At 40.5% G+C, this 25884-nt stretch carries 26 protein-coding genes; 5 read left to right on the forward strand and 21 right to left on the reverse strand.

The genetic code is table 11. The features are described from left to right. Nucleotides 1–9 precede the first annotated feature (9 nt). The gene (locus ACLJJ6_RS05655; protein WP_412988221.1) at nucleotides 10–2673 is read left to right on the forward strand and encodes a YfhO family protein; all 2664 of its coding nucleotides are present in this window, start codon (nucleotides 10–12) and stop codon (nucleotides 2671–2673) included. A gap of 51 nt (nucleotides 2674–2724) precedes the next feature. On the opposite strand, the gene greA is transcribed toward ACLJJ6_RS05655, so the two are convergent. The 8 genes from greA to ACLJJ6_RS05695 all read right to left on the reverse strand — a co-directional run bounded on the left by greA (nucleotide 2725) and on the right by ACLJJ6_RS05695 (nucleotide 11070). After that, nucleotides 2725–3204, reverse strand: coding sequence for a transcription elongation factor GreA (gene greA, locus ACLJJ6_RS05660; protein ID WP_412988222.1), 480 nt, complete (start codon nucleotides 3202–3204; stop codon nucleotides 2725–2727). Between the two features lie 76 nt (nucleotides 3205–3280). Further along, nucleotides 3281–3940, reverse strand: a complete 660-nt coding sequence (gene udk / locus ACLJJ6_RS05665; protein WP_412988224.1) for a uridine kinase — start codon at nucleotides 3938–3940, stop codon at nucleotides 3281–3283. A gap of 17 nt (nucleotides 3941–3957) precedes the next feature. Next, nucleotides 3958–5115 (reverse strand): endolytic transglycosylase MltG, encoded by a 1158-nt coding sequence (gene mltG, locus ACLJJ6_RS05670; RefSeq protein WP_412988226.1) that lies wholly within the window; start codon nucleotides 5113–5115, stop codon nucleotides 3958–3960. A gap of 313 nt (nucleotides 5116–5428) precedes the next feature. Then, nucleotides 5429–7855, reverse strand: coding sequence for a phenylalanine--tRNA ligase subunit beta (gene pheT, locus ACLJJ6_RS05675; RefSeq protein ID WP_412988228.1), 2427 nt, complete (start codon nucleotides 7853–7855; stop codon nucleotides 5429–5431). A gap of 7 nt (nucleotides 7856–7862) precedes the next feature. Beyond that, complete coding sequence (pheS, locus tag ACLJJ6_RS05680; protein WP_412988230.1) at nucleotides 7863–8909, reverse strand: phenylalanine--tRNA ligase subunit alpha; 1047 nt, start codon at nucleotides 8907–8909, stop codon at nucleotides 7863–7865. Between the two features lie 306 nt (nucleotides 8910–9215). Then, nucleotides 9216–9566, reverse strand: coding sequence for a winged helix-turn-helix transcriptional regulator (locus tag ACLJJ6_RS05685; protein WP_412988231.1), 351 nt, complete (start codon nucleotides 9564–9566; stop codon nucleotides 9216–9218). Between the two features lie 35 nt (nucleotides 9567–9601). Then, the gene (locus ACLJJ6_RS05690; protein ID WP_412988233.1) at nucleotides 9602–10102 is read right to left on the reverse strand and encodes an HD domain-containing protein; all 501 of its coding nucleotides are present in this window, start codon (nucleotides 10100–10102) and stop codon (nucleotides 9602–9604) included. A 185-nt stretch (nucleotides 10103–10287) separates the two neighbouring features. Then, a complete protein-coding gene (locus ACLJJ6_RS05695) occupies nucleotides 10288–11070 on the reverse strand; it encodes a TrmH family RNA methyltransferase (protein ID WP_412988234.1) in 783 nt (260 codons plus the stop codon). 94 nt (nucleotides 11071–11164) lie between these two features. On the opposite strand from ACLJJ6_RS05695, the gene ACLJJ6_RS05700 reads away from it, so the two are divergent. Together ACLJJ6_RS05700 and yidC are read left to right on the forward strand one after the other, a co-directional pair. Beyond that, nucleotides 11165–11437 (forward strand): acylphosphatase, encoded by a 273-nt coding sequence (locus ACLJJ6_RS05700; protein WP_412988236.1) that lies wholly within the window; start codon nucleotides 11165–11167, stop codon nucleotides 11435–11437. Nucleotides 11438–11509: 72 nt separating this feature from the next. Beyond that, nucleotides 11510–12439 carry a membrane protein insertase YidC gene (gene yidC / locus ACLJJ6_RS05705; RefSeq protein WP_412988238.1) on the forward strand — a complete coding sequence of 310 codons (930 nt, stop codon included), beginning with the start codon at nucleotides 11510–11512 and terminating at the stop codon, nucleotides 12437–12439. Between the two features lie 172 nt (nucleotides 12440–12611). Here the strand turns inward: yidC and ACLJJ6_RS05710 are convergent, their stop codons facing one another. Together ACLJJ6_RS05710 and ACLJJ6_RS05715 are read right to left on the reverse strand one after the other, a co-directional pair. After that, nucleotides 12612–14138 (reverse strand): ATP-binding protein, encoded by a 1527-nt coding sequence (locus tag ACLJJ6_RS05710; RefSeq protein WP_412988240.1) that lies wholly within the window; start codon nucleotides 14136–14138, stop codon nucleotides 12612–12614. Next, complete coding sequence (locus ACLJJ6_RS05715) at nucleotides 14135–14821, reverse strand: response regulator transcription factor (protein WP_057806320.1); 687 nt, start codon at nucleotides 14819–14821, stop codon at nucleotides 14135–14137. Before ACLJJ6_RS05715 ends, ACLJJ6_RS05710 begins: the two co-directional genes overlap by 4 nt. 242 nt (nucleotides 14822–15063) lie before the next feature. Here ACLJJ6_RS05715 and ACLJJ6_RS05720 point away from each other — a divergent pair, with 242 nt between their 5' ends. Continuing rightward, nucleotides 15064–16305 carry an ISL3 family transposase gene (locus ACLJJ6_RS05720; protein ID WP_412988180.1) on the forward strand — a complete coding sequence of 414 codons (1242 nt, stop codon included), beginning with the start codon at nucleotides 15064–15066 and terminating at the stop codon, nucleotides 16303–16305. A 148-nt stretch (nucleotides 16306–16453) separates the two neighbouring features. Here the strand turns inward: ACLJJ6_RS05720 and gndA are convergent, their stop codons facing one another. Beyond that, nucleotides 16454–17872 (reverse strand): NADP-dependent phosphogluconate dehydrogenase, encoded by a 1419-nt coding sequence (gndA, locus tag ACLJJ6_RS05725; protein WP_412988242.1) that lies wholly within the window; start codon nucleotides 17870–17872, stop codon nucleotides 16454–16456. Between the two features lie 223 nt (nucleotides 17873–18095). On the opposite strand from gndA, the gene ACLJJ6_RS05730 reads away from it, so the two are divergent. Beyond that, nucleotides 18096–19337 (forward strand): ISL3 family transposase, encoded by a 1242-nt coding sequence (locus tag ACLJJ6_RS05730; RefSeq protein ID WP_412988180.1) that lies wholly within the window; start codon nucleotides 18096–18098, stop codon nucleotides 19335–19337. A gap of 122 nt (nucleotides 19338–19459) precedes the next feature. Here ACLJJ6_RS05730 and rpmF read toward each other — a convergent pair whose 3' ends face one another. The 10 genes from rpmF to ACLJJ6_RS05780 all read right to left on the reverse strand — a co-directional run bounded on the left by rpmF (nucleotide 19460) and on the right by ACLJJ6_RS05780 (nucleotide 25772). Next, nucleotides 19460–19642: a 50S ribosomal protein L32 gene (gene rpmF / locus ACLJJ6_RS05735; protein ID WP_412988244.1), complete on the reverse strand. Its 183-nt coding sequence runs from the start codon at nucleotides 19640–19642 to the stop codon at nucleotides 19460–19462. Nucleotides 19643–19703: 61 nt separating this feature from the next. After that, nucleotides 19704–20249 carry a YceD family protein gene (locus tag ACLJJ6_RS05740; protein WP_412988246.1) on the reverse strand — a complete coding sequence of 182 codons (546 nt, stop codon included), beginning with the start codon at nucleotides 20247–20249 and terminating at the stop codon, nucleotides 19704–19706. A gap of 74 nt (nucleotides 20250–20323) precedes the next feature. Beyond that, nucleotides 20324–21445 carry a nucleotidyltransferase gene (locus ACLJJ6_RS05745; protein ID WP_412988248.1) on the reverse strand — a complete coding sequence of 374 codons (1122 nt, stop codon included), beginning with the start codon at nucleotides 21443–21445 and terminating at the stop codon, nucleotides 20324–20326. Between the two features lie 8 nt (nucleotides 21446–21453). Next, complete coding sequence (locus tag ACLJJ6_RS05750; RefSeq protein ID WP_412988250.1) at nucleotides 21454–22188, reverse strand: class I SAM-dependent DNA methyltransferase; 735 nt, start codon at nucleotides 22186–22188, stop codon at nucleotides 21454–21456. Then, nucleotides 22185–22544, reverse strand: a complete 360-nt coding sequence (gene rsfS / locus ACLJJ6_RS05755) for a ribosome silencing factor (protein WP_412990436.1) — start codon at nucleotides 22542–22544, stop codon at nucleotides 22185–22187. Before rsfS ends, ACLJJ6_RS05750 begins: the two co-directional genes overlap by 4 nt. Before the next feature lie 7 nt (nucleotides 22545–22551). Continuing rightward, on the reverse strand, nucleotides 22552–23148 hold the full coding sequence (gene yqeK / locus ACLJJ6_RS05760) for a bis(5'-nucleosyl)-tetraphosphatase (symmetrical) YqeK (protein WP_412988252.1): 597 nt from the start codon (nucleotides 23146–23148) through the stop codon (nucleotides 22552–22554). Continuing rightward, nucleotides 23135–23779, reverse strand: coding sequence for a nicotinate-nucleotide adenylyltransferase (locus ACLJJ6_RS05765; RefSeq protein WP_412990437.1), 645 nt, complete (start codon nucleotides 23777–23779; stop codon nucleotides 23135–23137). Before ACLJJ6_RS05765 ends, yqeK begins: the two co-directional genes overlap by 14 nt. 24 nt (nucleotides 23780–23803) lie before the next feature. Then, nucleotides 23804–24115 (reverse strand): YhbY family RNA-binding protein, encoded by a 312-nt coding sequence (locus ACLJJ6_RS05770; protein ID WP_412988254.1) that lies wholly within the window; start codon nucleotides 24113–24115, stop codon nucleotides 23804–23806. Nucleotides 24116–24128: 13 nt separating this feature from the next. Beyond that, the gene (yqeH, locus tag ACLJJ6_RS05775; protein WP_412988256.1) at nucleotides 24129–25244 is read right to left on the reverse strand and encodes a ribosome biogenesis GTPase YqeH; all 1116 of its coding nucleotides are present in this window, start codon (nucleotides 25242–25244) and stop codon (nucleotides 24129–24131) included. Then, a complete protein-coding gene (locus ACLJJ6_RS05780) occupies nucleotides 25245–25772 on the reverse strand; it encodes a YqeG family HAD IIIA-type phosphatase (protein WP_412988258.1) in 528 nt (175 codons plus the stop codon). Nucleotides 25773–25884: the final 112 nt, after the last annotated feature.

A 25884-nucleotide genomic window follows, 5' to 3' on the forward strand; every position in this document is an offset into this window, starting at 1 on the left:
AGGAATATGATGCAACGCGCAAAAATAACCCACACCAAACACCTTATAAACTCACAAAAGCAACAACTTTTAGTTAGCTTTTTCGTGCCTTTAATTTTGATGACCAGTTATTTTATTTATCGAAAAATGGCACCTTTTGGATCTAGTAGTTTATTAACTGTAGATTTAGGTCAGCAGTACGTTGATTTATTTGCTTACTTTCGACATACGATCTTGCACGATCCCAGTGCCTTTTTCTACTCCTTTTCCAAAGCCATTGGCGGAGACATGATGGGTACTTGGGCCTATTACTTAATGAGTCCCTTTAATTTTATCTTACTTTTCTTTCCCGGCAAAACAATTACAACCGGTATTTTCATCATTACTGTCTTAAAATACGCCTTTGCAGGGCTTACTTTTGCCATTCTTTTACAAAAGTTATATGCAAAAGCTTCCTGGCTAATCCCGGGGTTGGCTACGGCCTATGCCTTGATGGGATTCACAATCGCTAATCAATTAAATCTGATTTGGCTAGATGTACCGATCTTGCTTCCCTTGATTGTTCTGGGGATTGAACAAATCTTTCGTACGGGAAAAATCCGTTGGTTTGTTTTATGGCTCACTTTGATGCTGATTATCAATTACTATATGGCTTATATGATCTGTATTTTTAGTGTCTTGTACTTTATATACGCTTTTTCAGCTCATGACGTCTCCGGCAAAAAAGGTTTCCAGGCCGTTAAAAGATTTATCGGTGGTGCTTTATTGTCTGGCGGCCTAGCTTCCTGGTTATTGATGCCAACTTTTTACATTCTGACGCAAAGTAAAGTCCAATATACTGAAACAAGTGTAAAATTCAAATTCGACTATTTTCCCTTTAAAATGCTCAGTAAACTTCTCCCCGGCACCTTTAACTTTGAACAGATGCCAAGTGGGTTGCCCAACATTTTTGTGGGGGCACTTTGCCTTGCGGGTTTCATTCTTTACTTTACCAGTCGACAAATTAAGTTACGAGAACGTTTGACAGCAGCTGTTATTTCCGCATTTTTGTTCTTATCGCTTTGCTTTCAACCGTTAAACCTCTTCTGGCATGCCATGCAGTTCCCGTGGTGGTATCCTTACCGATTTAGTTTTCTGGTATGTTTCTGGATTATTTTTCTGACCGCTCGTTATTTATTCACTAATCCTGCGTTTTCAGCCAAGAGTCTTTTACTCACCGCAGGTATCTTTATTATAGGATTTGGCTATTTATGGCTAAATCTGAAGTCTTTTAAAAGCTATGTCACTCAAGATCAATTTATTATTGGTGCACTCTTTGCGACCCTTGGCTTGCTTGCTTTGCTTCTTCTCAAACAGCGGCCTAAAGCAGCCTGGCTCGTCACCATCCTAATTATTCTGGATGTCTTTGTAAATGCCTGTTGGTCGCTCAACAATCTTTCGTTTGTTTCGCAAGCCGAATTTGGTAATTACACAACTGAGCTCGACAAAACGATCGGTAAGATACAGAAAAAAGATACCGGTTTTTATCGAATTGGAACAACATATATGCGGACTAAAGATGACGCCATGCAAGCTGCATTCAACGGCGGTTCACATTTCAGCTCCACTTTTGAAACGCAAATTCCTAATTTTATGCAAAAAATTGGTCAACCTGACGGCGATGGCTTTGTTACCTATTCAAACGGCACTTTAATTACGGATAGTCTGTTGAACATGAAGTATTGGTCTAAAAACATTGATGCCAACCAACTTGGCTCAAGTGTGACTTCTTCAAGTAATCCGACGATGCCACCATTAACTTATCGGCCAGACCTAGCAAGTTACCAGCTCGTTGGTCAGGATAGCTTAACGCAGACCTATAAGAATCCGTATGCTTTATCAATCGGTTTTGGGGCTTCCGAATTGGTAAAAAGTTTTGATGGCAGTAAATTAGACCCTATGCAGTATCAAGGCGAACTTTACAGTCGCTTAGCTGGTAAGAAGACTTCCAATCTCTTTAAAGCCCAAAATTTTAATGAAGTTATTTTTCAAAACATCAACCAAACCACAAAACTAACCGGCAGCGTACTCAAAAAAAATAGTCTTTCTAAACCGGGAATCGTCACTTTTAAATTCACGCCGCCGACAAATGGTGCTTATTACCTTACTTTCGGTCAGGAACTTAATCCTGATAATGCAACGTTTACAATTGATGGTAAGACGTTGACCCAATATTCACCATACCGAAATACAGTAGTGGTTAACTTTGCTAATCATAGCAAAGGAAAAACCATCACTCTAAAAATTCAGCTCAAAAAAATGAGCCTTTGGCTTGAGAACTTCACGCTCTACCAGTTAAACCAAACCGAATTTACTAATCTGCAAAGTAAACTTAAAGCGGCCCCTCTTAAAGTCACACACTACAATAGTCATCAAATTACCGGTAACATTACAGTTGGCAAGAACAACCGCTTCCTGATGACGACAATTCCTTATGGCAAAGGGTGGCATGTCACCGTGGATGGCCGAACAGCTAAAACAACCAAAGTTGCGGATACCTTCGTAGGTGTTCAGTTAACTAAGGGAACCCACACAGTCAAATTTACTTACTGGCCACCTTATCTATTTAGTGGCTTGATACTCAGTCTTTTGTGCCTGATTAGCAGCATTGGTGGCTTACTCTGGAAACACCGGCAAACGCCAAAGAAAATTTAAGTATACAAAAAAGCGAACGACTAAATCGTTCGCTTTTTTGTATGGCCTTATTTAGGCTTCTACCTTTAAAATTTTTACGTTCATATCGCCACCAGGCGTTGCAATAACCACTTCTTCACCGACTTTATGGCCAAGTAAGGCTTTTGCAATTGGTGAATCGTTTGAGATCTTTCCAGACATCGGATCTGCCTCTGCGGCTCCCACAATTGTATAAGACTCTGGTTCTTCATCAGGCAATTCTTTGAATTCTACAGTTTTACCTAAAGAAATCACATCTTTTGCCACAGCATTATTATCAATAATTTCTGCATTTTGAAGCATGTGCTCGATGGTACTAATTCGGCTTTCCACCATGCTTTGTTCATCTTTAGCTGATTCATATTCCGAATTTTCGGACAAATCCCCAAAACCACGGGCAACTTTAATACGTTCAATAACTTCAGGCCGTGTTTTCGTCTTTAATTCTTCTAATTCTTTTTGTAATTTTTCTTTACCCGCTTCTGTCATTGGGTATATTTTTTCACTTGCCACTTTTTATACACCTCTTATTTATGGTAAAAATATAACTTTTCTAGCGTATCACGAAGTATATTGCTTGTAAATACCGTTATTCGTGAAAAATACCGTCTCGACCCTCTTGCGAAAGAATATCTTTAATTTTCGTGGTCAAGAGATCAATCGCCACAGTATTTTCTCCGCCCTCGGGCACAATCAAGTCAGCGTAGCGCTTGGTTGGCTCCACAAATTGATGAAACATTGGCTTTACCGTCGCTAGGTACTGAGTGATGACCGAATCTAGTGTCCGCCCACGTTCTTTTATATCACGCTCAATTCTGCGAATAATCCGAATATCATCATCAGTATCCACATAAACTTTAATGTCCATCAAGTCGCGTAACCGTTTATCATCTAAAATCAAAATTCCCTCTAAGATGATCACATCTCGCGGTTCCTGATGGAAGGTCTCTTTACTACGGGTTAACTGTGTATAGTCATAAACCGGCTTTTCAATTGCCTGATAATTTAATAACTGTTTCAATTGGCTAATTAATAAATCTGTATCAAAAGCCAAGGGATGGTCATAATTGACCGCTTCCCTCTCTTTGATTGACATATCAGCCTGATCATTATAATACGAATCCTGTTGGAGTGTCATAATTGAATGGCCCGAAAGATTTTCATAAATTTTGCGACTGACGGTCGTTTTTCCACTACCCGATCCTCCGGTAACCCCAATCAAAATTGGCCTTTTCTCTTTTGTACTCATACCTTAATCCTCACCTATTAGTTATTACTTGAGTCTTGATCAGCAATGTTTTGCAAATGTTCATCATAAGTTTGTGCAAAGTATATTTTGCCCGTCTTAAGATTAGCAACAAAATACAAATAATTTTTACTGCGATCCTTAGGATGAAGAACCGCTAAAACGGAATTCTTACTTGGATTATTTACTGGTCCAGGTCCGAATCCTTTATGGAGACGTAAATTATAGGGCGATTTATTCTTTAAGTCGGTTGCTGTCAAATCAGCTCCAAAACTTTTGTTGACGGCATAATAAACCGAAACATCTGATTGCAAGGCCATTTTTATATCAAGCCGGTTTAAGAAGACGCCAGCAATTTTTTCACGATCAGAAGTCGTATTGCCTTCACGCTCAACTAGTGCAGCCAAAGAAAGAATTTCTTGGACTGTCATTTTTTCTTGTTTAATCTTCGCATAGTAGGGTTTCAAAACAGCATTTTCTTTAGCCACCATTTGGGTCACGACCTGTTTTAAAGTGGTTTTCTTGCCTAATGAATAGGTAGCCGGATAAAGATAGCCTTCCAGTCGATAGCGCACGTTTTTGGCTTTCATAGCTGAACCTAGCAGTTGAGGATACTTTTTATATAAACTGTTAATAAATGTTTGGTCTTTCATCAAGTCCGTAAACTGTTTTCGCGTAAAGTCGGATGATTTTTCGATGGTTTTAGCCACCTCATCAATCGTTTCGCCTTCCTTAATCATGACATACTTACCCAACAAAATTGGCGTGGCACTGCCGCCCTTTTGCAGGCGTTTAGCAATCGTATTTAAAGTCATTGACGGCTTCAAAACATAATAACCGGCTTTAAAGTTGGTCAAATTATGTGACTTCACATAATAATTGAAAACGGCCCCGCTTTTGACAACTTTCTTCTCCTGTAAAATCGACCCGATTTCACGTGTTGAGGAGCCTTCAGGGACATTAATTTGAATTTCCTGTTTACTAGATGGATCTAAGGGCTCTAAAGCTCCTGAAAAGTAGTGATACACGAACAATCCTGTTGCCACTACTACGATGGCTAACACGATACCAACCCATCGAATGATCGAATGTCCCTGCGCCTTTCTTTTCTGATTAGCCGCGCGGTTCTGATCATTTTGATCTTGATTATTCAAAATCTTTCCTCCGTTCTTAGACATTATTTGCCATTATACTAAAATTTTTTTGGTTGTGCAGCGAATCTGAATATTTTGATCCTTTTAACTCACACAAGCCTTTCACAATTAGAACACAAAAGTAGCCCACATCATTGGCATTACTAGGATTTATTTGCTTTTCAAAAGTCGCTGTAACGCATCCCAGGCTCGAATCACTAAAAATAAACAGACGCTCTTACGCCTTATTTTAGATAAAAGTTCCTATCATTGCGGTACTAACCGATTTTACCAAAAAACAAACTAGTTGGGTGCCAGTGAAACGAGCTAATTGAGGATTACCAAATTTTCGAACAATTTAGCGAATTTCGGCATTAAATGTCTCTTTGAGAGCTTGAACAGCATGATCAAATTCTGCGTTAACTTCATCTTCTGTTAACGTATTATGTTTGTCACGATAGGTTAACGTATACGCAACGGATTTCTTGCCCTCAGGAATGTGTGCCCCCTCATAAACATCAAAAAGTTGAATATTCTCTAGATGCTTGTTTGCTTTAGCACGCAAGGCCGTGACAATCTCTGTATGCGTAACACGTTTGTCAATTAATAAAGCTACGTCACGTGTAATGGCTGGATACTTGGAAATGGCATCATAGTGCTGAATTTGTTTTGGAGCTGCCAGAATTGCTTGAAGATCCAGTTCAAAAACATACGTAACAGGAATTTTGAACTGTTTGGCAATTTGCGGATGAACTTGACCAATGAAGCCAATAACCTGGTCACCGAGTAAGATGTCTGCTGTCCGTCCGGGATGCATTTCTGCGCGTGTTTCATTAGCCACGTAAGTAACCGGAGCCTCAAAATTCAAGTCATGCAAGAGCAGCGAAACAATTCCCTTCAACTGATAAAAATCAACGGGAACTTCTTTGCCATACCAACTCTTTGGTACTAGCGAGCCAGTTACCGCCCCCGCCAGGTGTTCAACCTCCGTTGGCCGAACCTGGTCAGTTTCTGTCCGGTAGAAAACCCGCCCTTGTTCATAAAGTGCCACATTCATTTCTTTACGAGCAACGTTATAGGCCACATCATCTAACAGGCCACTAATTAAGTTCATACGTAAAACGGCATGGTCCTGGCTCATTGGAAAAGCCAGACTTGTTTCTTTACTGGACTGTGTCATAAACATCTTGGCTTTTTCTGTCGTTGTTAGCCCATAACTCATCGCCTGATTAAGGCCACTACCTTGAAGAATGCTACGAACCCCACGAATCACTTGCTGGCTTGTAGTTAAACGACCAATAGTGGTTGATCCCGTTGGTAGCGTAGATGGTAAATTGTCATACCCATAAATACGCGCAATTTCTTCTAAAATATCTGCCGGAATATGAATATCCCAGCGGCGTGCCGGTACCGTAACTACAAAAGTCTCATCGGTCAACTGAACCTCAAATTGAAGTCGAGCTAAGATGTCTGTCACTTCTTTTGTAGAAAGCGATGTGCCCAACACATGGTTGATCCGACTCAAATCTAACGTGACTTCAACCGGCTGGGGTTGCGGATCGACTGCTGATAGGTGCTGTGCAACGGCTTTTCCTTGTCCAAATTCAGCCGTCAGTTCCAAGGCTTCGTTCAAAGCTTCGGTAACGGTCGCTGGATTGATTCCTCGTTCAAAACGCATGGAAGCTTCACTGTGGAGCACATGGTACCGAGCCGTTTTACGAATTTTAATAGGATCAAAAATTGCAGATTCAATCACGACGGTTCGCGTCTCATTGCTAATTTCGGTATCTAAGCCGCCCATCACACCTGCCATGGCAATATCACGAGTTCCGTCTTTAATCATAAGATCTGTAGCTCGTAATTCTCGTTTCTCACCGTCAAGGGTCGTAAACTTAGTCTTTGCTGGCGAATACCCGACATGAATTTCTTTGGCTTGTAATTTATCGTAATCAAACGCATGGAGAGGTTGCCCATATTTCAACATGATGTAATTTGTAATATCAACCACATTATTAATGGGCCGAACCCCGGCTGTCATCAACCGAACTTGCAGCCAAAAAGGACTTGGTTCAATTTTCACATTTTGGACAATCCCCATTTGGTAAGCCAAAACGTCGGCAGGCGCGTCCACTTTGATCTCTAACAACTGATTAATATCTGCCGTATCATCTGTTGTTTGCAGTTTACGATGATTAAAAACAGGCTGCTTATCATAAATAGCCCCAATTTCATATGCATTACCATCCATGCTGAATAAATCGCCACGGTTAGGCGTCACAGAAGTATCAATCACGTCATCGTCCATTCCAAGATAATGATAAACCGGTTCGCCTGGTTTAACTTGGCTATCTTCTGGAAAGACATAAATGCCATTTACAAATTCCTTTGGAACAACTTTTTCGTCAAAGCCAATTTCCTGCAAGGCACAAATCATGCCATTGGACTGCTGTCCGCGCATTTTACTACGTTTAATTTTAACGTTATCCTTAATCCGTGCCCCGTGCATCGCAACAATCACATATTGCCCTTTGGCAACATTAGGCGCGCCACATACGATTTGAATGGGCTCTTCTTCACCAACATCAACCTGACAAATATTTAAATGGTCGGAATCAGGATGGGGTTTCACATCCAGGGTGTACCCTACAACTATCTTCTTTAGCCCATCTTCAGCACGCGTCACGTCGTCAACTTCAACTGCTGTCCGTTCAATTTTTTCTGCAAGAACTTTAGGGGCAACATCCAGATCAAAATACTCTTTTAGCCAATTATACGAAACTTTCATTTAGTCATTATCCTTTCTTTGAAAACTGCGTTAAGAAGCGGACATCGTTTAGGTAGAAATTACGGATATCATCGACACCATACCGCAACATTGCAAACCGATCAGGACCAAGGCCAAAGGCAAAACCGCCGTAAACCTCAGGATCAACACCAGCCATGCGCAAGACATTAGGATGCACCATCCCGGCACCTAAGACTTCGATCCAACCAGTATGTTTGCAAACTGAACAGCCTTTTCCCATACAATTGAAGCAAGTGACATCCGCTTCAACGGAAGGCTCCGTAAATGGAAAATAACTAGGGCGTAAGCGCACTTCGAAACGGTCACCAAATAGTTCTTTGGCCAAGGTCTCTAAAGTACCCTTTAAATCTCCCATAGTGATGTGTTTGTCAATAACCAGTCCTTCTACTTGATGGAACTGATGCGAATGTGTCGCGTCATCAGTGTCCCGACGATAAACCACCCCAGGAGAGATCATTTTTAACGGTCCTTTTGAAAAATCATGTTTTTCCATCGTTCGTGCTTGTACCGGAGACGTCTGGCTCCGCATAAGAATTTCATCCGTAATGTAAAAGGTATCTTGCATGTCCCGTGCAGGATGATCCTTAGGCAGGTTCAACATTTCAAAGTTATATTTGTCAGTTTCCACTTCTGGTCCTTGAATCACCTGATAGCCCATCCCTAAAAATAAATCTTCAATATTATCAATAATTTGTTGAATAACATGGGGTTGACCCTGACTGACTGGTTTCCCTGGTAAAGTCACGTCGATTTTTTCACTCGCCAGTTTTTTAGCTGTCACGGCTGTTTCAATTTCGGCTCTTTTTTCTTCAATTGCTTGGGTAATCTTATCACGCACACGATTGGATAATTCCCCAACTTTAGGACGCTCTTCTTTAGGAATATCGCGCATACCGCGCAAAATTTCAGTAAGCGGACCTTTTTTCCCTAGAATATTAACCCGAATTTGTTCCAAATTTTTCAATCGATCTGCATGTGAAATTTCATGCAATGATTTTTCTTTCAGTTCTTCCAACTGTTCATGTAATCCCATCTCTTGACCTCCTAAATTTTCAAAAAAAGCACAAAAAAACTCGCCTCCGAAAAGGGACGAGTTATCGCGTTACCACCCTGGTTTATCAACATTTCTGTCAATACACTTGGCATCAATAACGGCGATTTACCGACTTATTTTTACAAATAAATAACTCCGAAGTGAATTTGCTGACGTCTAGTCTAATGATTGCTCTCAGTCTAAGGCCATCATTCCCTGTGACGAGACTTATCTCAGCTACTACTCTTCATCATAGTTTTTCCACTTTAAATACTAGAATAAAAAGTGCTAATAGTCAACACTGAATTATTCTGCGTTTGCGTACCAACAATCAGCGTATTCATGAACCGCATCCATAACCGGTCGCAATGCTTCCCCTTTTTGGGTGAGCCGATATTCGATCAACGAAGACTCTGGATGAGTTAACCGATTCACAATTCCCTCGGCTTCTAGATTTTTCAAGCGTTCAACCAAAACACGATCGCTGCACTTAGGCACATTATGCGCAAGATCCTTAAAACGCTGCGATCCTTCATTTAGTAAAACTTCAATAATTAACCCATTCCATTTTTGACCGAGGATTGAAAATGTCCGGCTAAATTTGGGACACAGTGAAAAATTATCAATTGGTTTAGCAGTTTTTAGTGCTTCTGACATTGTTCTTCCTCCCTTGAAAAAATAACCATTTTAATTTAGGACACGCGCCGCTGCATCTTGCTTAAAATAAAGTGCACACGTTTATGCAGATGACCTAAATACTCCTGCGTAGCTGCATAATCATCCACAATGGAGACCACGATACTCTCACGATACTTTGGAAAAGCTACTGTTGCTCCCCACATATGTTTTAAAATAATATCTTTTTCCATCGCTGTCAGCGGTGTCAGTTTCTCTGCATTCCGCAAAGCGACCCGCGGATGGATGTACGCATGGGTTCCTAAGTCGAACTTAGTTGTTCGCCAGTCATAGTAGAACAAATCATGCAATAAACCAGCACGCGCAACCGCACGCGCGTTTAAATGCCAACGCTTCGCAATTAAGTAACTCTGATAAGAAACCGAAATTGAATGCTGGAGGCGCGTATAGTTGTGGTGCTGCGTATATTGATCTAGTTTTTGTACTTCTTTAGTCTTTAGTAAGTCTGAAACGATATCAAGATAATCTTGGTCGTGTTCCCAAGCATTTATTTTCATTAAATACTTCCTTTTTGAATGATTAAATCACTGACTCATTAACTTCGAATTAACAATATAATACTCATTTTTGAACCAAAAAGCAAAGAAAACACTAACTAAATATTAATCGTAAGAATTTCTCAATAAACCCCAAGAAAAACTTAACGCCAACCACCGGCAATTACCCCTTTAATACACACCTGCTAAAGTTCATTTGCTTTAAGTGCAAACATTAAGATGCCAGCTGCTACGGCAACGTTTAATGATTCTGCCTGCCCTGTAATGGGAATATAGACGTTAGCTGTCGTCTGTTTCAACAATTCTTGTGACATCCCATTTCCTTCGTTACCCATAATTAATGCAAAATCACGAACCTGTTCAATGTCTGTGTACTGTTTTGCTTGGGGATTAAGCTCCGTGCCATAGACTGGATAGTGCGCGGCTTGAAATTGTTTTAACCAAATTTCTAGATTGCCCAAAATCAGCTGAATATGAAACTGACTCCCTTGCATGGCTCTTTGAACCTTAGGATTAAAAATGTCAGCCGTCCCTTTTCCAAAAACAACCCCGGCAAATCCTGCTGCATCAGCCGTTCGAACCATAGTTCCAATATTACCTGGATCCTGGATATTATCCAAAAATAGCCAAGCACCTGCTTCGTTGCCTTGCGGTTCGGCAAGCTGTCGTTGCTGGTTTGGAATCTGAACGATGGCAAAAATGCCTTGGGTAGTTACGGTATCGCTCAGCCGATCAGCGATTTTCTCAGAAATAATAACCAGTTTTTCTTCAGGGACCGTAAAGGTAATGACATCTAATTCGGCCTGGGTACTGACCACATAATCAAGCTCGGCCCCACTCTGAAGAACCTCGTTCACCAAGTGTCGTCCTTCTAAGAGATAGCGTCCCGTCTTGCGGCGACCCTTTTTGGTTTTTAGTTTTTCCCACTCTTTAACTCGACTGTTCTGTGTTGATAAAATTGTTTCCATAATAATCTCCTTATTTAAGGTTAGTATACCATATTATTGCTTTTGAACCAGAAATGATAGAATAAGGATAAGCAATTTGAAAGGAAGATGATTTATGAAGTCAGTTACAATTGAAGTCTATGGCCGTGTGCAGGGCGTTGGCTTTCGCTATTTAACCAAGATGGTTGCAGATAAGTTAGGCATCAAAGGCACCGTCGCTAATCGTCGTGATGGCTCCGTTTATATTGAGGCTGAAGGAGAAAATGATCCTTTAAACGAATTCATCAATGCCGTAAAGATGTCGCCCTCCCCAAGTGGGCATGTCGAAAAGACGACCATCAAGGAACAACCCCTTCAAAATTTCCTTGATTTTCGGGTGACCTACTAATCAACCATTGAAAAACAACTGATAATAAAGTAAAGTATCACTTGTCAGTTTAATTTGAAAGGGAATGTATTAATGAAGAAACTAAAACATATAGGGACGCTTACCGCAATTGCCGGATTAGCATTGTTCCTAACTGGTTGTGTGCAACGAACAAAATCAGGTAAACCCTATGGCGTTATTTATGATTATCTCGCCGTACCAACACAACACATCATGAATTGGCTTGCAAATTTGTTAGGTGGTAGTTATGGTTGGGCAATTATTGCGGTTACGTTTATCATCCGTATGGTTTTATTACCGATGATGATTGAGCAATCACGAAAGGCCACCGTACAACAAGAAAAAATGGCCTACATCAAGCCGCAGCTTACCGAAATTCAAAAACGGCAGAAAAATGCCACAACGAATGACGAAAAAGCGGCTGTTAGCCAACAAATGATGGCTCTTTATCGTGATAACGGCATTAGTATGACGGGTGGTATGGGGTGCTTGCCTATCCTCATCCAGTTTCCGATCTTTGCCGCTCTTTATGCGGCGATTCAATATTCACCAGAATTGGCTAGTGGCACGCACAGTTTATTCATGGGCTTCAGTTTGGGACAACCTAATCTATTTCTCGCCGCACTTTCATTCTTGGTATATCTTCTGCAGGGTTGGCTAGGCACCTTAGGCATCCCCGCTGAACAAAAGAAATCCATGATGTCCATGATGATTGTAAGTCCTCTGATGATTTTCTTCATTTCATTTAGGGCTCCTGCTGGCTTGGGACTTTACTTCTTTGTAGGTGGAATTTTTGCATGTATCCAAACGCTGATTATTTATTGGTATCGGCCTCGAATCCGTGCTTCTGTTGAAGCCGAGATGAAAAAGAATCCGCCCAAAGTTGTTTTACCGCCAGAACCAGCCAAAGCAGCGTCGAGCGCCACAACTCAAACGGTCGCCCAGGAACATCTTTCTAACCGAAAGCGAAACGCTGGTAAGCAACAGCATCACCACAATTAAGTTTAAAACATATTCATAACCAAAAAGGAACTGCGTGGGACAATTCGTCTCACGCAGTTCCTTTCTTTTCGTACAATTACCCAATATATTTCCGATCAATTTGTTGCTTCTGAGTTACCTCTTATACCAGGACCACCAGAACCCCTCTTTGAACTAACTTTTTTCGTTTTCACTAGTCTTTTGGCTCTTCGGAAATCAGATTTTCTTTCGGATCATCTTTGACGATGGGTAAGGTAATTCGGAAGATAGAACCATAACCAACTGAACTCTCCAGAGAAATTTTACCATGGTATCCTTCAATTAAACGTTGCGCAATTGAAAGACCAAGACCATTTCCACCTTTATCACGACTACGAGCTTTATCCACCCGATAGAAGCGATTGAAAACTTTTTTGGCATTTTCCTCTGAAATTCCCTCTCCAAAATCTTGAATAGCAATCTGAACTGTCCGTGCATCTTCTGCAGCGGAAACATGAATCTCTTTACGTTTAGTAGAGTATTTCACAGCATTATCTAGCAAGATGATTAAGACCTGTTCAAGGTGATTACGATAGATTTGGACAATCGGATTAGAATGGACATCACTATCAAGTGTGAAGGTAAAATCCGGATGAATCATCTTAAAATCATTAAATACCTGGTTCACCACACGCATAACCGGTGTTTCCTCTTTGGAAAAATGGATTTCAATCTGATCTGCCCGCGTAAGATCCAACATTTCCTGAACCAAGCTTTGCATCCGCTTAGTTTCGTCTAAGGAAGCCTGTAACGACTCATTTAAGATCTTCGGGTCATCTTTGCCCCATCGATTTAGCATCTCCATATGGCCCTGTATGACCGCCACAGGAGTTCTTAATTCATGCGAAACATCTTCAACAAACTGGTGCTGCTGGTCAATGTACCGTTGCATGCGATCCAACATGTCATTGAATACGATCGCTAAATCTGACAACTCATCATTTCGTTCCAAATCAGGAATTCGTCGTTCTGTTTGCGGATCTTCCGTTACCTCTTTCATCGTTCGATTCATCACATTGATGGGCCGTAACAAATACGTTGCCAGTAAATAGCCAAACAATGAAATTAAGGCAAACGCAATCAGCGTTAATAAAACCACTATCCAAATAATTTTCTGCTGTGTCTGTTTTACTGTAGCTAAGGTATCCACAACTTGAATGTAGCCAATTAGCTTGCCTTCATGGTTTCGAATTGGGGCGCGCCCAATTAACCCATTAAATTGACTGCCTTTAGGGTGCGTAATTGTCCTACTTGTCGGAACTTTAAACTTCTCTGAGCTGCGTCGTGAAGAAAAGACTTGCTCACTTTTTAAATCATAAACTGAAACTACAATATCACGCCGTGCCAAATTCGTTAACAGGGCATTACTGTACGGTTGTTCGCTTTGATCCGAATTGCCGGCAGCGTTATCTGGCCGCAAATACTGCCCCACCGTGATCCCATCGATCTTAGAAACACGCTGGAGTCGTGAAATCACAGAATTCATCGTTGCGTTTACCTGACTACGTTCCTGACTGACCATCACTTGCGAAATACTATTAAAGACAAAAAACGAAAAGATAATAAAAATCAGCAGAACGCCGACTCCGGTGCCGATTGCCCATTTCCATTTTAAAGACAACCTGCGCTTAGACAAGCCAGTTTGCATATAAGCTGTTTGTTTCCCGAGATCTTCACTCACGATCGCATCACGTACCCGGTTCCTCTGACTGTTTGAATATAGCTTTGTTCACCTGGACGGTCAATCTTATTTCGCAGGTAACGCACATAAACATCAACCACGTTGGTTTCGACATCGTTATCAATGCCCCAAACCTCATCCAGCAAAGCATCACGCGACTGAACTACATTAATATTTTCCATTAATAAAAGTAATAATTGATATTCTCGTTTGGTCAAATTAATAATTTTGCCATCCCGACGTGCAACCTGATTTTCCTTTTCAATCGTAATGTCGCGGTAAGTAACCGTTGTTTGCTGAAAGGCTTTTTGTTCACTTTCAATATCAATTCGCCGTAACAAAGCGCGTAACCGTGCCAACAACTCTTCAATTGCAAATGGCTTAACAATATAATCATCAGCACCATGGTCCAGTCCAGATACACGATCAATAACTGAATCTCGTGCGGTCATCATAATAATCGGGGTTGTTTTTGCTTCCCGAACACGCCGGCAAACTTCAATACCGTTTAATTCCGGCAACATTAAATCCAGTAAGATCGCGTCAAAATTTTTATTCAGAGCCGCATCTAATCCTGTTCGGCCATTAAACTGTACTTCTGTCTCATAACCTTCGTGCTGTAACTCCAGTTCAACAAACCGTGATAAACTTTTTTCATCTTCAATAATTAATATCCGACTCATTTTCCCACTCCTATTGTAAAAAATCATTTTTCTGAAAATTCGGTAATACATACAATTCAAAGTTTAACATTAAAATGAAATTTTGCCTAGAACTACTCACTTCCCTATAAGAAAAAGCGGGTCTACACTTTCTGGTATTGGTGAATAACTGATACCAGTTTTTATTTTGAAAAAAAAAAGGACATTTGCCCTCTTTGTGTTACGATTTAATCGCCTAATAAAATCGAAAAGAGGAAAAACAAATGTCCCTAACTAATTCTATCCTAAGCCTATTCGAAATAACAGACCCTAATTTAACTGTAACTGAGATTACTAAGGAACATTATCCCAATGGGCAACACGTTCATGTCGTTCACGCTATCCTTTCCTATCAACTTTTAAAATGTCCTCATTGTGGCCATAAATCTCTAATCAAAAATGGAACTCACATTGGCCATCTAAGATTGGGAACCTTATCAGGTGGACGTTATGAGATGCAGCTAAAACGACAAAGATATCAATGTAAACGGTGTTTAAAAACCTGTGGTGCTCAAACTAACCTCGTTAAACGTAATGAAACTTTTACGCATAATGTGAAACATCAAGTAATTGTTCTGGCTCGGGATATGCTGACCAGTAAAGAAATCGCTAAGATTTGTGGGATTTCACCAAGTAGTGTTCAACGCATTTTAAATGCGAATATTCACTTAGCTTATCGTGTTAAAACACTCCCCCAAAATCTTTGTTTTGATGAATTCCGTTCCTGTAATCATCTAATGTCCTTTAACTGTTGCGATGCCGTTAGTCATCGCCGCATTGTGATTCTTAAGGATCGCCTTAGTAAGGATATCATTGATTACTTTGAAGCTCGCTATTCAGTTCAAGAACGTATGAAAGTTCAAACAATCACCGTTGATATGAATGCTGAGTATGCTGGCTTTATTCATCGGTTATTTCCTAAGGCAATAACCATCATTGACCGTTTCCACATTATTCAACTTGCCGGTCGGGCACTGGATAACGAACGTACACGTGTGATCCATACTTTTCAAGATAAGCATTCCCGAGTTTATCGCATTCTAAAATCTCAATGGCGTTTGTTCCATTTGGCAGAAGAAAAGGTCAATGATACTAAACTTATCTATTTACACGGTATCAACGAATACATGACCCAACAGAACGCCATTGACCTAGCCTTAGATGAATTTCCAGAATTTAAAACTGTGTATCAAACCTATCAAGGAATTCTAACAGCCATTCAACAAAAAGATGCGGTTGGATTTAAAACCTTGATTGCCAACTACAAGGCGGCTGGCAACCAAATGGATATTACTATCTCAACTTTAATAAAGAATGGTCCTGCTGTTCTCAATAGTTGTCGTTATCCGTATTCCAACGGTCCTATTGAAGGACTAAATCGTAAAATTAAGGTGTTAAAGCGTAGCTGTTTTGGTTTTCAAAATATTCATAACTTTTTCATTCGTATCAGTTTAATTTATGCGTAAACAAAAAAAGCACATTCACCGAAGTGAACATGCTTTTCAAAAATCTCCACCAATACAATTTGACAGAGACCCGAAAAAGCCTGAATTTAACGAAAAACTTTAAAAGTTTATCAAAAATTCAAGCTTTAATGTGATTTAAAAATATTTTTTATTGTTCTTTGTACCATGGGTAGTGGTAGATGCCTTCGCGGTCAACACGCTCGTAAGTATGAGCCCCAAAGTAATCACGTTGTGCCTGCAATAAGTTTGCCGGCAAAACAGCTGAACGGTAAGAATCATAGTAAGAAATTGCAGAAGTGAATCCAGGAATTGGTACCCCAGCTTTAACAGCCAAACCAACAATATCACGGATAGATTCTTGGTAACGTTTTGCAATATCTTTGAAATAATCATCCAAAAGTAAATTATCTAATTCAGGATCCTTATCAAAAGCATCAGTAATGTTCTGTAAGAACCGTGCCCGAATAATGCAGCCTGCACGCCAAATTTTTGCGATTTCACCAAACTGTAAATTCCAATCATAATGCTTAGAAGCGACTTTCATTTGTTCAAATCCCTGAGCGTAACTCATGATCTTACTGAAATAAAGGGCTTGACGAATCTTTTCAATCACTTCGTCTTTATCAAACTCAAGCTTACCCGTTGGTTTTGGCAAAACTTTGCTTGCCGCAACCCGCTCATCCTTCATTACTGAAATGTAACGGGCATAGACAGATTCAGTAATGAGTGATTGTGGCACACCCAGTTCAAGAGCGTTTTGTGAGCTCCACTTACCAGTTCCTTTGTTTCCACCCTTGTCCATAATTAAATCAACAATTGGCTTATCGGAACCCAAATCATCCTTACGTGTCAAAATATCAGCAGTAATATCAATTAAGTAACTGTCAAGTTCGCCTTTATTCCACTCAGAGAAAATATCCGCAATCTCATCCACGGACAGTCCCAGCATGTTGCGTAACAAATTGTAGCTTTCATCAATTAGTTCTTCATCGCCATACTCAATTCCGTTATGAATCATCTTAACATAGTGACCAGCACCATTAGGCCCGATATAAGTAACGCATGGTGCACCGTCTTCTGCCTTAGCTGCCATCTTTTCAAAAATTGGGGCAACAAGATCATAAGCCTCTTTTTGGCCACCCGGCATCATAGAAGGACCCTCGAGTGCTCCCAATTCACCACCGGAAACACCTGTTCCGATAAAATTGATGCCTGAATTATCTAATTCTTCATTTCGACGCATGGTGTCTTCAAAGAAGGTGTTCCCGCCATCAATCAAAACGTCCCCTTTGTCCAAGTGAGGAAGCAATTCAGCAATCACAGCATCAGTAGGTTTCCCTGCTTTGACCATCATCATGATCCGACGAGGTTTTTCAAGCGAGTTCACAAAATCCTCAATCGTGTAACTAGGTACCAAGTGCTTGTCCGGATGATCAGAAACAACTTTTTCAGTTTTTGATCCCGTTCGATTATATATCGCAACCGTGTAGCCGCGGCTTTCAATATTAAGGGCTAAATTCTTTCCCATAACAGCCATTCCGACTACCCCAATTTGTGGTTTATCCATGTTGCTGCCTCCTATTTTTTAATTCCTCCTAATCGTAACAAAAACGCTAACAAAGTTAAAGTTTTTACGACCGAATATCTTTTTTGTCCAAACAAAAATGGGTCTACACTTTCTGGTATTGGTGAATAACTGATACCAGTTTTTATTTTGAAAAAAAAAAGGACATTTGCCCTCTTTGTGTTACGATTTAATCGCCTAATAAAATCGAAAAGAGGAAAAACAAATGTCCCTAACTAATTCTATCCTAAGCCTATTCGAAATAACAGACCCTAATTTAACTGTAACTGAGATTACTAAGGAACATTATCCCAATGGGCAACACGTTCATGTCGTTCACGCTATCCTTTCCTATCAACTTTTAAAATGTCCTCATTGTGGCCATAAATCTCTAATCAAAAATGGAACTCACATTGGCCATCTAAGATTGGGAACCTTATCAGGTGGACGTTATGAGATGCAGCTAAAACGACAAAGATATCAATGTAAACGGTGTTTAAAAACCTGTGGTGCTCAAACTAACCTCGTTAAACGTAATGAAACTTTTACGCATAATGTGAAACATCAAGTAATTGTTCTGGCTCGGGATATGCTGACCAGTAAAGAAATCGCTAAGATTTGTGGGATTTCACCAAGTAGTGTTCAACGCATTTTAAATGCGAATATTCACTTAGCTTATCGTGTTAAAACACTCCCCCAAAATCTTTGTTTTGATGAATTCCGTTCCTGTAATCATCTAATGTCCTTTAACTGTTGCGATGCCGTTAGTCATCGCCGCATTGTGATTCTTAAGGATCGCCTTAGTAAGGATATCATTGATTACTTTGAAGCTCGCTATTCAGTTCAAGAACGTATGAAAGTTCAAACAATCACCGTTGATATGAATGCTGAGTATGCTGGCTTTATTCATCGGTTATTTCCTAAGGCAATAACCATCATTGACCGTTTCCACATTATTCAACTTGCCGGTCGGGCACTGGATAACGAACGTACACGTGTGATCCATACTTTTCAAGATAAGCATTCCCGAGTTTATCGCATTCTAAAATCTCAATGGCGTTTGTTCCATTTGGCAGAAGAAAAGGTCAATGATACTAAACTTATCTATTTACACGGTATCAACGAATACATGACCCAACAGAACGCCATTGACCTAGCCTTAGATGAATTTCCAGAATTTAAAACTGTGTATCAAACCTATCAAGGAATTCTAACAGCCATTCAACAAAAAGATGCGGTTGGATTTAAAACCTTGATTGCCAACTACAAGGCGGCTGGCAACCAAATGGATATTACTATCTCAACTTTAATAAAGAATGGTCCTGCTGTTCTCAATAGTTGTCGTTATCCGTATTCCAACGGTCCTATTGAAGGACTAAATCGTAAAATTAAGGTGTTAAAGCGTAGCTGTTTTGGTTTTCAAAATATTCATAACTTTTTCATTCGTATCAGTTTAATTTATGCGTAAACAAAAAAAGCACATTCACCGAAGTGAACATGCTTTTCAAAAATCTCCACCAATACAATTTGACAGAGACCCACAAAAAGCAGGAAAAACCATGGCTTTTTCCTACCTTTTGTAAATCTTAATTATTTGCTTTTAACATCGACTACTTGTTTACCATCATAATATCCGCAGCTTGGGCAGACACGATGTGAAACACGTAATTCACCACAATTTGGACATGGTGCCAAACCTGGAGTTTGTAATTTGATATGTCCACGACGATTACGTTTGCGTGATTTTGATGTTCTTCTTGCTGGTACGGCCATCAATAAGCACCTCCTTTAAGAGAATTACGGTTTCCCGTTAAATTTATGTCTTACATTAAAACTATTCCGACTCATTATTTTCTGAATGAAGCAGATCTTTTAATTTAGCAAGACGTGGATCAACTTGTTTAGTTTGCGCCTCTTGTTCATCCTGTTCAGAAATAACTTGCCAACCTTCTCCGGTAGGCATCGGCACCTCGCCATTAATTTCTTCAGGTGAAAAGATTTGCATCGGAATCTGTAAAATAATATTATCTGCCACTGCCTTTGAAAAATCAATTTGATCATCTTCAACGGACAAGACGGTATCAGTTGCATCGAATCGTTCCAAACTCGTTCCCTGTGCTACATAATACTCATTGATCGTAAAATCTAATTTAAGATCAACCGGTTGTAGCGAACGCGAAGATGGCACAACGATCCTTCCTGTTACCTGCGCAGATATTAAAACAGCGCCCCGATCTTTAATTGCATACCCATCAACTTGAATATCTTTGACATCCAAAATTTCAGCCATTCGACTAACCAAATCTGCTTTTAAGTCAAGCGACTCGGTAAAATGGAGGGGTTCCTTATGTTTCATAAGATCAGAAAGTGACCAGTTCATTTAAAAACCTCCTAATGCAACGAATGTAATTATACCTGTGCAAAAATTCTTTGTCAATGGAAATTCCTTGACAGTCAAGGCAAAATAACCGGTTTTTTCCCAATATTTTGCTCATTACCCATCAATAGCTGATAAATCTGATCGGCCATAAAGGTTGTTTGATAAGCCATTGGCACCGTTTGCGGCGTTACCCGACTCAAAAGGGGCACTTCATTTCGACTTAGTTCATGCAAATATTGCCTGCCCATCGATCGAAAACCGAGGATCCGAAAAATTGAAACCGGATCTCGCATTTGCGACTTAGTTAAGTTCAATACAACCGCCAGACACAACCTTTGTAGCCGGGTGTAAGTATACCTTTTGCTTTTAACCACGTGAAGAAAGTCATCAAAGCTATCAGCTTCTTCAACTTTAGCTTTTAACCGATTTTCAATGCCTTCCGAGGCCCCATAGATAGTAGCTAATTCGGCAGCCGAACTCGTTAAAATCCGGTATTTTAAATACGGCCAGAGATCCTGCCAACTGACAGCTTTTCCCGCAAGATCTTTTTGGGTTTGTTCGGGTACATACGGATGATAAGTGTTTTTTTGCTGCTGACGAGCTTGGCGAATTGCAGCAGCACTTGCAAAATGCATCCCTGCACACAAAGGATCTGAATGTCCTACTTCAAGTCGTTCGACGGGTATAAGTTTTAGCGGCTGCTTTAATTCTTGGTTTGCCAAAAAATAATTAAACGCTAAAATGTCATTTGCCGAATGTAGCATTACACCCGTATGCGTTTCTAAAGTTGTAAACAATTGGCTCGCATAACTCTGGTTATAGGCATCCGGTTTAAAACTTAGTTGTTTAGCGGCCTGCGCAAGCTGCGCAAATTTAAGCTCTGGATGTTCACTTCCAAAGACAACCGTTTCACTTTGCAACTGTCCGGCCATCTGAATGGCTCCCTGGGCAAATAATTTGGCCGCCTGTACTGAAACCTGAATTGGCAATTCAATGACGAGATCAGCTCCGCCTAACAAAGCTTCTCGTGTTCGATGCCACTTATCAATAATTGCCGGCTCGCCTCTTTGCAAAAAATTACCGCTCATAAGGACAATAACAACATCTGCTTGCGTTATTTTTCGCGCTTGCCTTAACAAATATTGATGCCCATTGTGAAAAGGGTCAAATTCCGCAATAACACTGCAAACCTTCATTTGCTCACCTACTTTGTACACTCAAAAAACCACCGGGTACTTTGATCGTTAATGGATTGCCGCCCAAAATCGCTAGAAGCTTGCACCGATGTGAACCCAACTGTTTTCAAAAGGCGACGATATATTGACAATTCATAAGTTCGTTCATGATGAATTTCATTGATTTTCTTATACCGATTCTTGGAACCTGCCTGCACAAAAAAGGTCAGATCATGTTCAACACTGTGTGCTTCTTCAGTTTGATAGCTCGACCAAACAAACGCTTGATGATCATCCACGTAGTTGTACATGTAGCCGGGATAAACCACATCCGTTTGATAAGGCGAAATCACATCAAATAAAAACTTTCCATTTGAATTTAGGTGAGCGTAAACTTCGGCAAAACACGTTTGTACCGCCTCTTCATCTGGTAAATAACAAATTGAATCGGCAAAACATGAAACCACGTCATACTGACCTAACTCGCTAAGATCAAGCATGTCTCCTTGAATGAGCGGCAGCTTAACTTGAGCTTTTTGGGCATGTGCATCAGCGAGTGACAGCATTTCTTCGGATAAATCAAATCCCGTAACCTGGTAACCCTTTTGCAGTAGCTTTACGGCTAGACGACCGCTTCCACATGCCAGTTCAAGCCAGTTGCCCATTTTATTTGGTTGGCGAGCAGAAACAAAATCCAGCCACTCGTCATACATGGCTGGATCCATGAGATCATCATATAACTTGGCAAAAGTTTGATAAATCATGCTTCGACCCATTGCTCGATTTCAACCACATCCGCTTCCGACCATAATTTTTCCAAATTGTAGAACTTGCGCTGATCTGTTTGAAACACATTAACAACCACGTCACCTAAATCAATTAAAACCCATTCGGCTGCCCGTTGTCCTTCTACATGATGAATTTCAACACCGTTTTTTTCATTCTGTTCGATGATTTCATCCGCGATCGCATCGACCTGCCGTTTGGAATCAGCGTTCATAATAACAAAATAGTCCGCTAACAGACTGACCTTTTCCATATCAAGCGCCACAATATTCTCTGCCCGCTTACCATCTGCTGCTTTGACTGTTGTTTCTAAAATTGCTTTACTATCCAATATTTTCCTCCTACTGGGCACTTTGCCATGCATTATACGTAACAATTGTCCCCGGATAAATAGGGCGCCCGTTTTCAATTAAGTACTTTAAAGTTTCACGCGTTTGATAAAAAACGCCTTTTTCCAAATTTTGATGCGTAATCTGGCGTGCTTTGTCAACACCGGGGAAATCCCGTCCAGGCTCAATATAATCAGCCATATAAACGATCTGGTCTAATTTAGTCATATACGCGGCCCCAACTGTATGTTTTCGAACAGCATTTAGAATTTCCTCGTCAAAGATATGGAGCTCATCTTTAATAAATTCTGCGCCCACAACCCCATGCCAGATAGCATTTCCGTAATCCAGCAATTCAGGATCCATTTGTTTTTCATTAATGACCTTAATAAAGTCATGATCAGAACGTTGCTTTGCATAATCATGCAGTAAACCAGCGATTCCTGCCTTTTCTGGATCAACTTCATTTTCCGTGGCAAGCTGGATCGCCTGTTTCTCCACCCGTAAACAATGCTCAAATCGCTTATCATCAAGCTTTTCTTTTACTTTTTCAACTAATTGAGCATGCGTATAAGGAATTAAATTCTCTTGATATTCATTTGTTGCCATATAATTTATGCTCCTTAATATAAGTCAGAACAGCATCGGGAACCAGGTAACGAATTGAATGGTTTTTGGCTAATTTATGACGAATAAGTGTTGAGCTCAGGTCAATTGCCGGCGTGTCGACCCACAAAATTGGGTACGCACTTTGAATCTTCACACCTGGTCGCTTCACACCAACAAACTGGACTAATTTAACCAAATCTTGGATTCGGTACCACTTGGGCAAATACGCAACCATATCCGCGCCAATAATAAAATAATACTGGTTTTCCGGATGAGTCCGCTTTAATTCCACAATTGTATCATAACTATAGCTTTTCCCTTTGCGATTGATCTCAGCCAGTTCAATCCCAAAATTAGGATTCCCGGCAATCGCCTCTTTAACCATGGCTACCCGGTGCTTAGCTTCAATCGCCTCTTTCGGATCAACATGCGGGGGAATATAATCGGGCATAAAATCTACGCGATCTAATCCGAGCTGCGTGCAAACCTGCTCAGCCATAATCAAATGGCCCAAATGCGGGGGATTAAACGTCCCGCCAAGCAAACCAATCCTCTTTTTGGGAATATCGCTAACTAGCTCACTTTCAACAGCGACTTTTGTTTGTTGAATTGTTTTTGTAGACGTCAAAATCTTTCACACTCCGTTGTTAAGCGATTAAATTGCTTTGACTTGCAACGAAATATTGCGTTTCGCTTCATTATCTGATTCTTTAAACAAGACTAACACATGACCAATAATTTGTACGACCTGAATTGAAGTATGTGCCTCAATATACGCTTTTACTTCTTCGGGGGTAACATCTGTATTTTGTTGCAGGTTAATCTTAATTAACTCATAGTTGTTCAGGGCTCCGTCCAATTGGGCGACCCAAGCGGGGGTTAGCCCATTTTTTCCCACCGAAAACTTCGTCCGAAAATGTTGTGCCTTACTTCGTAAAAAACGCTTTTGTTTACCTCTTAAATTCATGATAACCTCTTTTCTAAACCAATGGGCGGCGGACAACCGTCGAAATGCCTTGGGGTGCCCAGATTGCAATTGTAGCATGTGCCGGAACGGTTACCCAGCCAAGGCCCTCAATGACAACATCGCTTTTCTCATCCAATCGAAATTCATGACGCTGTAACTCTGGTAGCCGCTGCTTATCAGCTGCATCAGGCGGGGTTAATAACTCCCCTAGATGCTTCTCGTAAAAATGGTCCGCGTTACTTAATTTTGTTCGATGAATGAATAAGTTATTTTCAAAATAAGTGCTGACTGCACCATGACCACTTAAATAATCAAATCGACCAATACCACCGAAGAACAAAGTTTGCTGGCTATCTAATTGAAAAGTCTTGGGCTTAATTGTCTTTTGTGGTGAAACGTACTTTAAGTCCTTTCCCGTCAACACATGTGCCATTTGGTCTTCATGCACAATTCCTGGGGTATCAATCAGCATTTTGCCGTCTTCAAAGGGAATTTCGATTTTATCAAGAGTTGTTCCCGGAAAACGTGAGGTTGTAATCAAGTCTTGCACCCCATTATTAAGACGAATAATTTGATTAATCAGCGTCGACTTACCGACGTTAGTTACTCCTACAACATAGGCGTTTCGATGTTTTCGATGTTTCTCAATGGTGTTGAGCAGGGTTTCAATTTCATCGGTGTTTTTAGCACTTGTTAGTAACACGTCAATGGGACGGATTCCCTGTAAATTAGCTTGCTGTTTTAACCATTCCTTCATTTTGGAACGCTTCAGTGACCTTGGAAAGATATCCTCTTTGTTTCCCACCAACAAAACCGGGTTATCGCCGACAAATCTGTGCAGCCCCGGAATCATACTACCGTTGAAATCAAACATATCGACAACGTATACAATCAGGGCGTCATCTTCCCGAATTTGACCTAGCAAACGCAAAAAATCATCATCAGTCAATGAGACTGGCGCAATTTCGTTGTAGTGTCGCAATCGGAAACAGCGTTGACAGTACACCTCTCCTTTTTCCAGCCCTTTATCAAGCGCACTTTGGGGTGTGTAACCTAATTCATCTTTATTTTCAGTTTGAATTTTAGCACCACAACCAATGCAGTAAATTTCTTCTTCAGCTTGAGCCATTTACTTAATTTCCTCCTGCCAACCTGTGTTGGGATATTTTTTAAACAAGCGTTTTTTTATAAAATATTCGAAAAATCGATTTATTTTGGTATTCCAAGCATCTGAATTTAATAGTGGCTTGACCAAAATACTCCGGGTGCCTGCCATATTTGCAGCTAAAATATCGGTTATTAATTGATCCCCGACCATCACGACCTGACTGGCATCCAAGTTAAGTTGCCGCAATGCCCGCGCAATTCCAACTCCTAAAGGTTTTAAGGCTCTTGATACAAACGGTAATTGAATATTTTCAAGGGCCCGCTTCACTCGTGCGTGGCTATTGTTAGAAACAACAATCACGGGAATTCCGGCCTTGGCCATTTTGGCAATCCATGCGCGTAATTCAGGCGTCCCCTCCGGATTATCCCACGCAATTAAGGTATTATCCAAATCTGTTAAGACAGCTCGAATACCCGCTTTTTTGAGTTCATCTGGCGTTAAACTATATATTTTTTTAATCCGCCAGGTTGGCTTGAATTTCTCAATCATACTACTCTCCTTAAAACACACTATCCCATCATTATAGTAGATTTCGCCACTTTTTGCATTCAAAGTCTTCAGAAAAACCGAATTTCTCTAAAATAAGGGCAAATCAGTAAGC

Origin of the sequence: Pediococcus siamensis (genome assembly GCF_047220215.1) — a bacterium.
GTDB lineage: Bacteria > Bacillota > Bacilli > Lactobacillales > Lactobacillaceae > Pediococcus > Pediococcus siamensis.